The following is a 13,197-nucleotide window of genomic DNA, read 5'->3' on the forward strand; positions in this document are numbered from 1 at the left end:
TTACCCGTGGACCCCCACGTCCTCCTCCGGCGGAAGCCCCCCGGTTGCGCCCGCCTGTTCCGGGAGCGATTGCGACGGATCGGTTTCGACCATCGGAAGGCGCGCCGAGACGCGCGTCCCCTGGCCGGGCGTGCTTTCGATATCCAGTCGTCCCTGATGACGCTCGACGATATGCTTCACGATCGCCAGTCCCAGCCCGGTTCCACCCGCGGCGCGGCTTCGCCCGGGATCGGTGCGATAGAACCGACGCGTCAACAGGGGGATATGTTCGGCCGGGATCCCGTCGCCGGTATCGGCCACGGACAATTGCGCGTTTCCGACACCGTACCGGGTCAGTTCGACGGTGACCGGGCCATCGGCGGCACCGTATTTCAGCGCATTGTCGACGAGGTTGCGAACGAGTTGTTCGAGCTGCTGCGCATCGCCGCGCACGACGATGTCAGGCTTGCAATGCATGGTCAGCCGGTTCCGGCGTTCATGGCCTGCACCTTCGACCGCAGCGCGGCGTACCAAGGCACCGAGATCCACATTGGTCTCAGGAAGGTCGTGCTTTTCCGCTTCGACCCGAGATAGCGACATCAGGTCGCTCACCAGGTTCTGCATGCGCTGCGCTTCGCGGTGGATGATTTCCAGGAACCGGGTCGACGTCTTGCTGTCGATCGACCCCGGCGCCTCCTGCAACGTTTCGATATAGCCGAGGATGGAGGCAAGGGGGGTGCGCAGTTCGTGGCTGGCATTGGCGACGAAATCGGTATGCGCGCGGCTCACATCCGCCTCGGCCGTGCGATTGGTCAGTTCGACCACGTTGAAGCCGAGGTCGCTCTGCACCTGACTGATGCGCCATATGTCCTGGCGCCGGACGAGGCCGGTCACGACCGTTTCTCCGTTACGTCCCGAGTCGAGCAATTCCACGGCATTGGGGTGGCGCAACGCGACCCGGACGTCTTGACCGATGACGTGCGCACCCAGGGTCGTGCGGGTGGCATTGTTGGCATTGACCACCCGGTTTCCGACCGTGAGCATCAGGGGTGTCGCGGAATGTTCGATGATTTGAGCGAACGTGGCGCGCATGGCTTCGGCGGTCGGGGCGGTCGATTGGGTGCGGGTTTCCGGGCTCGGCAGGATGAAGAGAGAACAGCCCCACACGAGCAGCAGACCCAGGGAAAGCTCCCACGACAATCCCGCCGCGAACGGCGCGGCAGAGCCGATCAGCGCCAGCAGCAGACCGGCAACGGGGATGCGGTGTTCCGAATCCATCGCAGCGCCACTAGCGACTTTCCGTCTGGGCCACCAGCCGCGGTATCGCAGCCATTCCGGAGAGGCGAGGATAGAGAGAGATGGTGACCCCTACGGGAATCGAACCCGTGTTTCAGCCGTGAGAGGGCCGCGTCCTAACCGCTAGACGAAGGGGCCATGCGCGGGGGCTCGCGCCCCAAGGCATCGCGCTTTCGAATGGTGACCCCTACGGGAATCGAACCCGTGTTTCAGCCGTGAAAGGGCCGCGTCCTAACCGCTAGACGAAGGGGCCGGAGATACGCCATCCGGAAGCGAGCCGCGCGTTTAGAAGTGCGAATCGAACGGGTCAAGCCCCAGCGTGGAAACCCTCAGCGATCCGCCCAGGCAGCGTCTTCGAGGTGAAGTTCGGCCTGCGGACGAGCCCCCCAATCGTCGATCTTGGCCCGGCCCAGCAGCCACAGGCGGCGGCCGCGTTCCGCGTGGAGCAGCTGCTGGCCCCAATCCTGGCTCGCTGCGCGGAACGCGATCGCCTTGAGCGATTGCCCGTCCCCGCCCGACACGATCAGGCGCAGGTGGTCGTGCCCGACGATGTCCGCCTTCACGAGCGATACCGGACCGATCGCGACTCGGGGGCCGGCCAGCCCATGCCGAAAGGACCGGCCCGGTCGAGCGTCTCGATCAGGCTCGGCTGCAACCCGCCGGGCGCAAGCGCCAGATCGATCGCAGCCTCCTGCCCCGCGATGGCACGGCCGACGGACGCCGCGAGTCGTTCGTCGAGCCAGGAGGCGAACTCTTCCACGCGGTCGGCGGCAATGGTGAGGCCCGCGGCCATCGCGTGGCCGCCACCGGCCACCAGCAACCCGGCCTCGCGAGCCGCGATGATCGCGGCCCCCAGGTCCACTCCGGCGATGGATCGTCCCGACCCCTTGCCTTCGCCCGTTTCCGTGTCGGTCGCGATGACGAGCGCGGGTTTCCCGGTCTTCTCCTTGATCCGCCCGGCGACGATGCCGATCACCCCGGGGTGCCAGCCGGCCCCGAAAACAACCTGGACCGCGCGGTTGTGCTGCGCGGCGAGCTGTTCCTCCGCCGCTTCCTGTACGGCTGCCTCGATCGCGCGGCGATCCTCGTTGAGGCGCGACAGCTGTTCTGCGATCGCATTCGCTTCCGCATCGTCCGCCGTCGTCAGGAGCCGTACGCCCAGAGTCGATTCGCCGACCCGCCCGCCTGCGTTTATCCGTGGCCCCAGTGCAAAGCCCAGATCGCTACAGGCCGGCACCCGCTTGAGTCGGCTCGCATCGATCAGGGCGCTCATGCCGGTGTTCGCGCGGCGCGCCATCACCTTCAGCCCTTGCGCCACGAATGCGCGATTGAGGCCGTGCAGCGCAGCGACATCCGCTACCGTGCCCAGGGCGACCAGATCGAGCAGGCTCATCAGGTCGGGCTCGGGCCGATTTTCGAAGTAGCCACGCCGCCGCAACGTCCGCACCGTCGCAATGCCGAGCAGGAACGCGACACCCACCGCCGCGAGATGGCCGTGGGCTGCCGCCTCGTCGCTCTCATCCAGCCGGTTGGGGTTCACCATGGCGACCGCAGGTGGCAGTTCCGCCATGCATTTGTGATGATCGACGACGATGACGTCGACGCCGGCATCGCGCGCCATCGACAGGGCGTCGTACGCCATGGCACCGCAATCCACGGTGATGACCAGGCTCGAACCCGCCTCTCCCAGCTTGACCAGCGCTTCCCCGCTGGGGCCGTAACCTTCCAGCAGGCGGTCGGGAATATAATAGTCCGCCCGATGCCCCAGCATGCCGAGCAGGCGGATCATCAGTGCGGCACTGGTCGCCCCATCCACATCGTAATCGCCGTAGATCGTGACCTTTTCGCCCGATAGGACCGCCTGAGCGATCCGTTCCGCCGCGACGTCCATGCCGTTGAAGATCGAGGGATCGGGGAGGAAGGTGCGTAGGGTCGGTGCGAGGTTCCGCTCCACATCCTCGCGCGCGACACCGCGGGCGAGCAGCAACTGGGTGACCACATCGTCCTCCAGCCCGATCGCGCCGCCCGAAAGATCCATATTGCCGCCGCGCCAGGTCCAAGCGCGACCGGCGAGCGAGCGGGAGACGCCGAAGACGTGGGAGGCCGGTGGTGAACGCATCGCCCCTGAATCTAATGGCTGGGGGTTATTGCGCAATCGCGTACCGGTTGACTTTCGACAGCATTGAAGGCCGGATTGCATGATGAGTGCAACATCGACCCTACTGATCGCCTGGCATAGCCGCACCGGAGCGAGCGAAGCGCTGGCCCGGGCCGCCGCGGACGCGGGTGGCGAACGAGCTCGGCTCATGAAGGCAAGCGATGTTCAGCCGTCCGACCTGCTGGACGCCGCAGCGTATCTCTTCGTTTGTCCGGAGAACCTCGCCACCATGAGCGGAATGATGAAGGAGATGTTCGACCGCTGCTACTACCCGGTGCTGGGCCGGATCGAGGGGCGCCCCTATGCGACGATAATCGCCGCGGGGTCAGATGGCGAAGGGGCGCAGCGCCAGATCGACCGGATCGCGAAGGGATGGCGCTTACGACGTGTGGTCGACCCGTTGATCGTCAAGACCGATGCGCGAAGTTCAGAAGAAATACTGGCGCCGAAGGCACCAACCGAACTGCAATTGGCGAACGCTGCCGAATTGGGTGAGGCCCTCAGCGAAGGTATAGCACTGGGAGTATTCTAGAAAATTCTCCATAATGGAGCAATTCGCGCGGCACGCACTCGACTATATTGTCGAAAATTGGCATGGAGCCGGAACAGCACTTGTCACGCTGCCATGGGGGAACGACCATTTCCGTTGAGAGAACCGCTCGGGACGACGGGTCCTCCGGCGCGGCCGTGGTCCTCGTTTCCGATCCTAGCAGTCCGCTGCAAATGAACGACGTCCCCGCTGAACTCGACCTGCATGACGATATCTTCGTTACCGTTTGCGCCGATTCTCGGATCGAACTGCGCCTGGGTGGCATGGCCTTCGACCTGGTGCCGGCATTGGCCGATGCGGGATTCGAAGACGTTGCCTTCAATCATCGTATCGAAGTGCCCAATGCGGTACGGGTAACGCCGCAATCGGCCAGGTTTCTCGTTCCCGCGCCGCATATCGCCTCCGGTAAGCGGAGCATGCCCGTGATCCGCGAATGGTTGGGACTGGCGGCGCGTCTGGTTGCATCGATGCCCCAGGTGGCGGCAGTGGGATGGACCCCGGCGAGCCTGCTGATGGACCGGGACTATTTTTGCTCGCACATCGGCCGTTGGATTCGCGGAGGGATGTTTCCCGCGTCGGTGGTGAGCGTGCTCACGCCTTCGCTCGGTGAAGCGCTGCAAAGCGAAGGGATGGCGTTCTTCAATGGTCAGGAATTACGGCTGGAGGGGAGCTTCACCCCCGGTCCAGCGACGGCCGACCGGCTGGCGCAGCGTGTTCTGGGGCATCTAGCGCATCACGGCCCGCTATCGCAGATCAAGGATTTCCTCTTGCCGGAGGGAGGCACGATGCGCCTGGAGCCGTCGCCCAATGGGCGCTTCGTGCGGGCCTATCTCCTTTAGCACGGGGCAGGCACCACGTGCGGGTCTTTACCGGCTTCGGCGGCACAGCTAGGGCGCGGCCGAGAGGTTGCCACCCCATGCTGCATTGCTCTTCCCTTCTTTCGCCGCGTCTCGGAATGGTCGTTCGCACGGCGTTGCTATCGTCGATCGGCGTGCTCGCGGCGTGCGGGGCATCGAACGCGGATTCGCACAACGCCAAGCGATCCCCGTTTCCGGACCCGGATCGTCCGGTATCGGCGCTCGGGTCCAACCAGTTCAGCACCGAGGTGAAGCGCGACAGCGTCAACGAAGCGCAGAAGGTCATGGACCTTGCCGGCATCGAAAACGGCATGACCGTCGCCGATATCGGAGCCGGGGAGGGCTACTACACCGTTCGCCTGGCCGAACGGGTCGGGCCGGGGGGGCGGGTTCTGGCACAGGACATCGATCGCGACGCGCTGGATCGCCTCGGTAAGCGGATCGAGCGCGAACGTCTCGACAACGTCTCGATCAAGCAAGGGCAGCCGTCCGATCCACGCTTGCCGGAGGGGAGCTTCGACCGGATATTCATGATCCACATGTACCACGAGATCGCGCAGCCCTACGCGTTCCTTTGGCGGATGTGGCCGTCGTTGAAGGAAGGGGGGCAGGTGATTGTTGTCGATGTCGACCGGCCGACCGATCAGCACGGCATCGCTCCGCTACTCCTTGCCTGCGAATTCGGGAGAGCGGGTTACCAGTTGGACGCATTTCGAGATGCCCCGGAAATCTCCGGGTACTATGCACAGTTCCGCAGAGCGGCTAGAAGACCTCGACCGCAGGATATCGAACCCTGCCGGGGCGGTCTCGCCGCTGGGAGCACGGATGCGGCGAGCTAAGTCGCTTTAGAAACGGAATTTTTGATCAATGGCATTCAAAGGGCTCAGCCCGATCCTATACGGCGGACGCGAAGTCTGGCCGCTGGTAGAAGGCGGCAAAGGCGTCTCGGCCACCAATCACGCCAGCTCCGGCGCATGGGCCGCAGCGGGCGGTATCGGCACCGTCAGCGCGGTAAACGCCGATAGCTACGACGCCGAGGGGAAGATCATTCCCCAGGTCTACGAGCAGCTGACTCGCAAGGAACGGCACGAACAGCTCATTCGCTATGCGATCGACGGAGCGGTCGAGCAGGTCCGCCGCGCTCACGATATCGCCAATGGAAACGGCGCAATCAATATCAACGTGCTGTGGGAAATGGGCGGGGCTCAGCCTGTTCTGGAAGGCGTTCTCGAACAGACCCGTGGCCTGGTCACCGGCGTCACCTGCGGGGCGGGTATGCCGTACAAGCTGGCCGAGATCGCCGCCCGGTTCGAGGTTTGCTACCTCCCGATCATCAGTTCGGCCCGGGCATTTCGCGCCCTATGGAAGCGCAGCTATCACAAGGTCGGCGAATTGATGGCCGCCGTGGTGTACGAGGACCCGTGGCTAGCCGGGGGGCACAACGGGCTCTCCAATGCCGAAGATCCCCGCAAGCCGGAAGATCCCTATCCACGGGTCAAGGCGCTGCGCGAAACGATGCGAGCCGAGGGCGTGTCGGAAGATGTGCCGATCGTGATGGCCGGCGGTGTCTGGTATCTGCGCGAATGGGACCACTGGATCGACAATCCCGAACTCGGGCGGATCGCCTTCCAGTTCGGCACGCGCCCGCTGCTGACGGAAGAAAGCCCGATCCCGCAGGACTGGAAAGACAATCTGCGCGACCTGGACGAGGGCGATGTCCTCCTTCACCGCTTCAGCCCGACGGGCTTCTATTCGAGCGCGGTGAAGAACGATTTCCTCTACGATCTGATTCACCGGTCCGAACGCCAGATACCTTACAGCAAGGTCGAGGCGGGCGAGCATACCAAGCAGCTCGACGTAGGCGTGCGCGGCAAGAACTTCTGGGTCGCGCCCAAGGACTACGAACGGGCGAAGGGCTGGTTCGGGGAAGGCTATACGGAGGCGTTGAAAACGCCCGACGACACCATCGTCTACGTCACCCCCGAAAGCCGCGACATCATCCGGAAGGACCAGAAGGATTGCATGGGGTGCCTGTCGCACTGCCAGTTCTCCAGCTGGAAGGATCACGACGATTTCACCACCGGCCGTCTCGCCGATCCGCGCAGCTTCTGCATCCAGAAGACCTTGCAGGACATCGCCCACGGTGGCCCGGTCGACGAGAACCTGATGTTCGCCGGGCATGCTGCCTATCGGTTCAAGCAGGACCCGTTCTATTCGAACAACTTCACCCCGACGGTGAAGCAATTGGTCGACCGCATCCTGACCGGCGATTGATACGGTTCGCGGAGCGGCAAACAATCGCGCCGGCCAGGACAAGAGCGCCTTCGGCGGCGTGAGCATTGATAACGCGGCTGCCGATAAGACATGGCCCTACCCTGACGGGGGAGGGATCGTTCAGACCAGCGCGTCGAGAACCTGGTCAGGGGGGCGGTGCCCGTCGGCCCAGAAGCGGATGTTCGCCACGACCTTATCGCCGGATGCCTCGCGTCCCTCGACCGTGGCGCTACCTATATGAGGAAGGGTCATGACGTTGGGATGGGCGAGCAGGCGGGGATCGATCGCGGGTTCGTCGGGATAGACATCCAGTCCCGCACCGATCAATCGGCCTTCCTCCAACATGCGGACCAGCGCGTCGTAATCGACCAGATCGCCGCGAGCCGTGTTGATGAGCGCGGCCTCGTCCTTCATCTTATCGAGCCGCGCCGCGTCGATCATGTGTCGGGTTTCGTCGGTCGATGGGCAGTGGAGCGAGAGAATATCGGAACTGGCGACGAGCTCGTCGAGATCCGCGACATAGTCGGCGGAAAGCATGCTTTCGATCGCACGGGGCAGAGGCTTGCGATTGTGATAGGCAATACGCAGGCCGAACGCCTTGGCGCGGTGCGCCACGGCCTGCCCGATGCGTCCCATGCCCACGATGCCCAATTGCTTGCCGCCCAACTGGCGGCCGAGCATCGCGGATGGAGCCCATCCGGTCCAGTCGCCCCCGCGCGTCAGCGCGACCCCTTCGCGCAAACGCCGCGGAACCCCGATGATCAGGGCCATCGCCAGATCCGCCGTATCGTCCGTGAACACGCCCGGCGTGTTGGTGACCATGATCCCGTGCCGCGCCGCCGCGGCCAGATCGATGTGGTCGGTACCCGCGCCGAAGCTGGCGATCAGCCCGAGACGGCCCTTCGCCTCCTCGATCATCGCCGCTTCGATGCGATCGGTGACAGTCGGAACCAGGACGTCGCAATCGCGCATCGCCGCGATCAGCTCGGCTCGCGTAAGCGGCCGGTCTTCCGGATTCAGCTTCGCGTCGAAGAGCTCCGCCATGCGCGCCTCGATCCCCGGCATGAGGTGGCGGGTCACCACCACGCGTGGCGTGCCCTCTACCCGGCGGCCCGGTTCCCGTTTGCCTCTCGGATCATCGCTCTGCATGTGCCACGCTGATTGGCCATTCGTCTCGATATGGTCAAGCGCGGCTTGGCGGTTGCCGGTGCTGGCCGGATCGCCGTATGACGATTCGCGATGCGCGCTTCGATCGCTTACCTTGTCTTGTTCGCTGCTCTCCTGGGCGGGTGCTCCCTGCTGGACCGGGACGACGACGCCCCGCCATATTGGGTCAGCGTGCGCGCGACGGAGGCGAACCTGCGCGTGGGGCCCAGCGAATCCTATCGCATCCTATGGGTCTATCATCGCCCGGGCCTGCCGATGAAGGTCGTCAGGGAACACGAAGGTTGGCGCCTGGTTCGCGATGCGGAAGGGGCACAGGGCTGGATGGTCTCGCGGTTGCTGACGCGCGATCGGTCCGCAATCGTGATGGGCGACGATAGCGTGGCGATGCGAAGCGAGCCGGCGGCGACCGCTCGCGTGAAATGGCAGCTCGAACCGGGTGTGATCGGGCGGCTGGGGTCTTGCGAAGAAGGCTGGTGCCGGATGACGATCGGCGATCGTGGCGGATACGTGCGGGCCGACGCGCTATGGGGCGCCGGCCCACCTTAAGACATCCGGTGCGACGGAGCTTCTCAGTCCCCGGATCGGACCACCGATACCCTCTCGCCACGCTGGTCGGTGGCGCTGAATGCGCCCGCGGCATCGGGCTCGGACAGTGTCCAGCAACGGGGCTCGCCATCGCCATCCTTGTCGAAGCAAGTTTGACCGGCACTATCGGCCACCGTGCCGTCTTCCCGTTTCCCATCGCCATAGTCGGCCGAGTACGTGCCGTCCTTGCCGATGGTCGTGCGCCACTTCGTACCGTCCGCCGCCGTTACTTCGTAAGCCCCGGACCGATCTTGCGGTGCCTGAACGGCCGCCGGCTCGACGCTTGGCGCCGTGTCGGTCGCCTCCGCGTCCGCATCCGGGGTGGCCGAACAGGCCGACAGCGACAGACCTGCCGCGAAAAGTATCGTAATTTTCATGGGTTCCTCTCCCCTTGGTGAACCCAGACTACGCCTCATCGCATGCTGTCGCAAATATTCCCTGTCGATAGCGCGAAAGCGGTCGGGCGATCAGGCCATCTCCACCGCGACCGCGGTGGCCTCGCCACCACCGATGCAAAGGCTCGCGACGCCACGCTTCTTGCCCTGCTGCTTCAAAGCGTTGAGCAGGGTCACGAGGATGCGCGTGCCGCTGGCACCGATGGGGTGACCGAGCGCAGTGCCGCCGCCGTTGACGTTGATCTTCTCGTGGGGGATGCCGATGTCGCGCATTGCGAACATGGCGACGCACGCGAAGGCTTCGTTCACCTCCCAGATATCGACATCGTCCGCCGACCACCCGGCCTGCTCCAGCACCTTCTCGATCGCGCCGATCGGAGCGACGGTGAACTTGGCAGGCTCCTGCGCATGGGCGGCGAGACCCACGATCTTCGCTACCGGCTTCTGACCGTTGTCGTTCGCCACGCTTTCCCGGCTGAGGACGACTGCCGCCGCACCGTCCGATATCGAGCTGGAGGTCGCGGCGGTGATGGTGCCGTCCTTGGCGAAGGCAGGTCGCAGGGTCGGGATCTTGTCCGGCTTGCCACGGCTGGGCTGCTCGTCGGTATCGACCACGGTCTCGCCCTTGCGGCTCGTCACCGTGACCGGAACGATCTCGTCGGCGAACGCGCCGCTCTCGATGGCCGCATTGGCGCGGCGCAGGGATTCGATGGAATAATCATCCATCTGCTCGCGGGTGAGCTGATATTCGTTCGCCGTTTCCTGCGCGAACGTGCCCATGGCCCGGCCTTCCTCGTAGGCGTCCTCCAGCCCGTCGAGGAACATGTGGTCATAAGCGGTGTCGTGGCCGAGCCGCGCGCCCGAGCGGTGCTTCTTCAGCAGGTAGGGGGCGTTGGTCATGCTCTCCATCCCGCCAGCAACGACGTAGTTCACGCTGCCGCTCGCGAGTGCTTCGGCACCCATGATCACGGTCTGCATGCCGCTGCCGCACACCTTGTTGACGGTGGTCGCCTGAACCGATTTGGGCAGGCCCGCCTTGATCGACGCCTGCCGTGCGGGTGCCTGGCCGAGCCCTGCGGGAAGGACGCAGCCCATATAGGTGCGGTCGAAGCTTTCCGGTGCGACGCCGGACCGCTCTACCGCCGCCTTGACCGCCGTTGCACCCAGATCCGTCGCGCTTGCATCGGCCAGTGCGCCTTGCATGCCGCCCATCGGGGTGCGCGCATAGGAGAGGATGACGATCGGATCGGAAGCGGCGAACTGGGTCATGGGTAAGGATACCTTTCGACTGGCTACGGAAATGGTTAGGTTGGGGGCGAGTTAGGACTCTGTCCCTGCGATAGCAATGGAGCGATACATGACCGGAACGAGCGAAGCCGACCTGCGATCCACGCTCGAGGCGCAGCGCGCGGCCTTCATCGCTGCGCGTCCCGAACCGATCGAGGCTCGCAAGCAGCGGATTCGCAAGGCGATCGCGCTGCTCGTCGATCATGGCGAAGATCTCGCGCGGGCGATGAGTGCCGATTTCGGCAATCGTAGCCACGATGCCAGCATGATGACGGACATCGTCGGCACGATCGGCTTCGGCAAATACTGCCTGAAGCATGTCGAGGGCTGGGCGAAGACCGACAAGCGGTCGTTGCGTTTCCCGCTGCCTCTCCTGGGTGCCAGGGCCGAGGTCCGTTACGAGCCGAAGGGGGTCGTGGGCATCCTCAGCCCGTGGAACTTCCCGGTGAACCTGTCCTTCGGTCCGCTGATGCAGGTTCTCGCGGCGGGCAATCGCGCGATGATCAAGCCGAGCGAATTTACCGAACGCACCAGCGACCTGCTGGCCGAACTGGTCTCGGGATCGTTCGCCAGCGACGAGATTGCCGTCGTGACGGGCGGGCCGGAGGTGGCGCAGACCTTTTCTTCGCTTCCGTTCGACCATCTCGTGTTCACCGGTTCGACCGATACCGGGCGCAAGGTGATGCAGGCGGCGGCAGCAAACCTCGTTCCGGTGACCTTGGAGCTTGGCGGCAAAAGTCCCGTGGTCCTGGGGGAAAGCGCCGACCTGACCCGGGCGGGCGAACGCATCGCATTGGGGAAAATGCTGAACGCCGGCCAGATTTGCCTGGCTCCCGATTACCTGCTGGTGCCCGAGGACAAGGAGGAGGGGGCCATCGCGGCGGTCGAACTGGGCGTGCACGCGATGTATCCCACGCTGCTGGCGAACGAGGATTACGCATCGGTGGTTACCGACCGCCATTTCGACCGGCTCCAGGCGATGGTCGCCGACGCGCGGGAAAAGGGCGCGGAAGTTGTCGAGGTAAATCCCGCGGGAGAGGATTTTTCCAACACCAATGCGCGCAAGATGCCCCTCACCATCCTGCGAGGCGTCACCGACGACATGCAGGCGATGCGCGAGGAAATCTTCGGGCCCGTCCTGCCGGTCAAGACCTACAAGTCCGTCGACGAGGCGATAGGGTACATCAATGCGCACGACCGTCCGCTTGGCCTCTATTATTTCGGGAGCGATTCGGGCGAGCGCGAGCAGGTGCTTTCGCGAACGATCTCCGGCGGGGTAACCGTCAACGACGTGGTCATGCACGTGTCGATGGAGGATCTGCCGTTCGGCGGGGTGGGGCCTTCCGGCATCGGGTCCTATCACGGGCCCGAGGGCTTTCGCGAATTCAGCCATGCGCGGGCGATCTATACGCAGCCGAAGATCGATGTCGCGAAGCTCGCCGGGCTGCGTCCGCCCTATGGCAGCGCCACGAAGAAGGCGATCGCGCGGGAAATGAAAAAGGCCTGATTCCCGGCGTATTGCGAGTGGTTCGCACGTCCCAGCCCCTTGCACCCGTGGGAGCAGGGGACTAGTGCGCGCCCGAAACCTTTCAACCTTTTGCGCGAGTCCGGTCCTTGGTCGATCTCTCTCAATATCTTCCGATCCTGCTGTTCCTCGGCATCGCGCTCGGTATCTCGGCGCTGTTCGTGTTCCTGCCAATGGGCGTGTCGCGCCTGACCGGCGCGCACAATCCCACCGCCGCCAAGCTTTCGGAATACGAGTGCGGCTTCCCTGCGTTCGAGGAACCACGCAGTCAGTTCGACGTGCGCTTCTATCTCATCGCGATCCTCTTCCTCGTGTTCGATCTCGAGGCCGCGTTCCTCTTCCCATGGGCGGTCAGCCTGGACCTGACCGGATGGCCCGGCTGGCTGACGATGATGGTGTTCCTGTTCGAACTCGCCATCGGCCTCGCCTATGCGTGGAAGAAGGGCGCGCTCGACTGGGAATGACATGACCGACCAAACCACGCTTCCCCCCGCCGCCCAGCCGGGCGAGGTCCGCCATCCGGACCAGGACTATTTCCACGCGCTGCAGACCGAGGTGAACGACAAGGGCTTCCTCGTCACCAGCACCGAGGACCTGTTCAACTGGGCGCGCACCGGCTCGCTCTGGTGGATGACCTTCGGCCTCGCCTGCTGCGCGGTCGAGATGATCCACGTCAACATGCCGCGTTACGATATGGAGCGGTTCGGCGTCGCCCCGCGCGCATCCCCGCGCCAGTCCGACGTGATGATCGTGGCGGGTACCCTGTGCAACAAGATGGCCCCGGCGCTGCGCAAGGTTTACGACCAGATGTCGGATCCGAAATACGTCATCAGCATGGGCAGCTGCGCCAATGGCGGTGGGTATTACCATTACAGCTATTCGGTCGTGCGCGGCTGCGACCGGATCGTGCCGGTCGATATCTACGTTCCCGGATGTCCTCCGACGGCCGAAGCGCTTCTGTACGGCGTGATGCAGCTCCAGCGGAAGATCCGCCGCGTCGGGACAATCGAACGATGAGCGCGCGCGTGACTCTCGCCGGGCGGATAGCCGTTTTTGCGGTAGCTCTGGTTTCGGTTCTCAACGCACTCGCTCGTCCGGGTACGAGGGAGTTTTTCATGCGGTCG

General features: G+C 64.4%; 12 protein-coding genes, 2 tRNA genes and 1 pseudogene. 8 read left to right on the forward strand and 7 right to left on the reverse strand.

Going from position 1 to position 13,197, the window contains the following annotated elements:
• The 4 genes and pseudogenes from F7D01_RS14225 to recJ form a co-directional block, all read right to left on the reverse strand.
• Complete coding sequence (locus F7D01_RS14225; protein WP_215228097.1) at positions 1–1,257, reverse strand: ATP-binding protein; 1,257 nt, start codon at positions 1,255–1,257, stop codon at positions 1–3.
• Positions 1,258–1,338: 81 nt separating this feature from the next.
• Positions 1,339–1,413: transfer RNA gene (locus F7D01_RS14230), tRNA-Glu, on the reverse strand.
• Positions 1,414–1,453: 40 nt separating this feature from the next.
• A tRNA-Glu gene (locus F7D01_RS14235) sits at positions 1,454–1,528 on the reverse strand.
• 76 nt (positions 1,529–1,604) lie between these two features.
• Positions 1,605–3,394, reverse strand: a pseudogene (gene recJ / locus F7D01_RS14240) (single-stranded-DNA-specific exonuclease RecJ).
• An 82-nt stretch (positions 3,395–3,476) separates the two neighbouring features.
• Between recJ and F7D01_RS14245 the strand changes: the two are divergent.
• From F7D01_RS14245 to F7D01_RS14260, 4 genes are all read left to right on the forward strand, one after another.
• Positions 3,477–3,965, forward strand: a complete 489-nt coding sequence (locus F7D01_RS14245) for a flavodoxin family protein (RefSeq protein ID WP_215229842.1) — start codon at positions 3,477–3,479, stop codon at positions 3,963–3,965.
• 62 nt (positions 3,966–4,027) lie between these two features.
• On the forward strand, positions 4,028–4,822 hold the full coding sequence (locus F7D01_RS14250) for a hypothetical protein (RefSeq protein ID WP_215228098.1): 795 nt from the start codon (positions 4,028–4,030) through the stop codon (positions 4,820–4,822).
• Between the two features lie 116 nt (positions 4,823–4,938).
• Complete coding sequence (locus F7D01_RS14255) at positions 4,939–5,679, forward strand: class I SAM-dependent methyltransferase (protein ID WP_215228099.1); 741 nt, start codon at positions 4,939–4,941, stop codon at positions 5,677–5,679.
• Positions 5,680–5,707: 28 nt separating this feature from the next.
• Positions 5,708–7,114, forward strand: coding sequence for a nitronate monooxygenase family protein (locus tag F7D01_RS14260; RefSeq protein WP_215228100.1), 1,407 nt, complete (start codon positions 5,708–5,710; stop codon positions 7,112–7,114).
• Between the two features lie 120 nt (positions 7,115–7,234).
• On the opposite strand, the gene F7D01_RS14265 is transcribed toward F7D01_RS14260, so the two are convergent.
• Complete coding sequence (locus F7D01_RS14265) at positions 7,235–8,263, reverse strand: D-glycerate dehydrogenase (protein ID WP_215228101.1); 1,029 nt, start codon at positions 8,261–8,263, stop codon at positions 7,235–7,237.
• A gap of 117 nt (positions 8,264–8,380) precedes the next feature.
• On the opposite strand from F7D01_RS14265, the gene F7D01_RS14270 reads away from it, so the two are divergent.
• Entirely contained in the window at positions 8,381–8,827 is a 447-nt protein-coding gene (locus F7D01_RS14270) for an SH3 domain-containing protein (RefSeq protein WP_215228102.1), read from the forward strand.
• A 23-nt stretch (positions 8,828–8,850) separates the two neighbouring features.
• On the opposite strand, the gene F7D01_RS14275 is transcribed toward F7D01_RS14270, so the two are convergent.
• Positions 8,851–9,243 carry a hypothetical protein gene (locus F7D01_RS14275; protein WP_215228103.1) on the reverse strand — a complete coding sequence of 131 codons (393 nt, stop codon included), beginning with the start codon at positions 9,241–9,243 and terminating at the stop codon, positions 8,851–8,853.
• 90 nt (positions 9,244–9,333) lie between these two features.
• Complete coding sequence (locus F7D01_RS14280; protein ID WP_215228104.1) at positions 9,334–10,530, reverse strand: acetyl-CoA C-acyltransferase; 1,197 nt, start codon at positions 10,528–10,530, stop codon at positions 9,334–9,336.
• An 88-nt stretch (positions 10,531–10,618) separates the two neighbouring features.
• On the opposite strand from F7D01_RS14280, the gene F7D01_RS14285 reads away from it, so the two are divergent.
• The 3 genes from F7D01_RS14285 to F7D01_RS14295 all read left to right on the forward strand — a co-directional run bounded on the left by F7D01_RS14285 (position 10,619) and on the right by F7D01_RS14295 (position 13,090).
• Positions 10,619–12,055: a coniferyl aldehyde dehydrogenase gene (locus F7D01_RS14285; protein ID WP_215228105.1), complete on the forward strand. Its 1,437-nt coding sequence runs from the start codon at positions 10,619–10,621 to the stop codon at positions 12,053–12,055.
• Between the two features lie 107 nt (positions 12,056–12,162).
• Positions 12,163–12,537 carry an NADH-quinone oxidoreductase subunit A gene (gene ndhC, locus F7D01_RS14290; protein ID WP_215228106.1) on the forward strand — a complete coding sequence of 125 codons (375 nt, stop codon included), beginning with the start codon at positions 12,163–12,165 and terminating at the stop codon, positions 12,535–12,537.
• Position 12,538: 1 nt separating this feature from the next.
• A complete protein-coding gene (locus F7D01_RS14295; protein WP_215228107.1) occupies positions 12,539–13,090 on the forward strand; it encodes an NADH-quinone oxidoreductase subunit B family protein in 552 nt (183 codons plus the stop codon).
• Positions 13,091–13,197 lie beyond the last annotated feature (107 nt).

The sequence above is a fragment of the Erythrobacter sp. 3-20A1M genome (assembly GCF_018636735.1).
Classification (GTDB): domain Bacteria; phylum Pseudomonadota; class Alphaproteobacteria; order Sphingomonadales; family Sphingomonadaceae; genus Alteriqipengyuania.

What these genes read in the sequence shown, in the direction of transcription:
- F7D01_RS14225 (WP_215228097.1), bottom strand. Translation starts at nt 1,257, where the DNA reads ATGGATTCGGAACACCGCATCCCCGTTGCCGGTCTGCTGCTGGCGCTG.
- F7D01_RS14245 (WP_215229842.1), top strand. Translation starts at nt 3,477, where the DNA reads ATGAGTGCAACATCGACCCTACTGATCGCCTGGCATAGCCGCACCGGA.
- F7D01_RS14250 (WP_215228098.1), top strand. Translation starts at nt 4,028, where the DNA reads ATGGAGCCGGAACAGCACTTGTCACGCTGCCATGGGGGAACGACCATT.
- F7D01_RS14255 (WP_215228099.1), top strand. Translation starts at nt 4,939, where the DNA reads ATGGTCGTTCGCACGGCGTTGCTATCGTCGATCGGCGTGCTCGCGGCG.
- F7D01_RS14260 (WP_215228100.1), top strand. Translation starts at nt 5,708, where the DNA reads ATGGCATTCAAAGGGCTCAGCCCGATCCTATACGGCGGACGCGAAGTC.
- F7D01_RS14265 (WP_215228101.1), bottom strand. Translation starts at nt 8,263, where the DNA reads ATGCAGAGCGATGATCCGAGAGGCAAACGGGAACCGGGCCGCCGGGTA.
- F7D01_RS14275 (WP_215228103.1), bottom strand. Translation starts at nt 9,243, where the DNA reads ATGAAAATTACGATACTTTTCGCGGCAGGTCTGTCGCTGTCGGCCTGT.
- F7D01_RS14280 (WP_215228104.1), bottom strand. Translation starts at nt 10,530, where the DNA reads ATGACCCAGTTCGCCGCTTCCGATCCGATCGTCATCCTCTCCTATGCG.
- F7D01_RS14285 (WP_215228105.1), top strand. Translation starts at nt 10,619, where the DNA reads ATGACCGGAACGAGCGAAGCCGACCTGCGATCCACGCTCGAGGCGCAG.
- F7D01_RS14295 (WP_215228107.1), top strand. Translation starts at nt 12,539, where the DNA reads ATGACCGACCAAACCACGCTTCCCCCCGCCGCCCAGCCGGGCGAGGTC.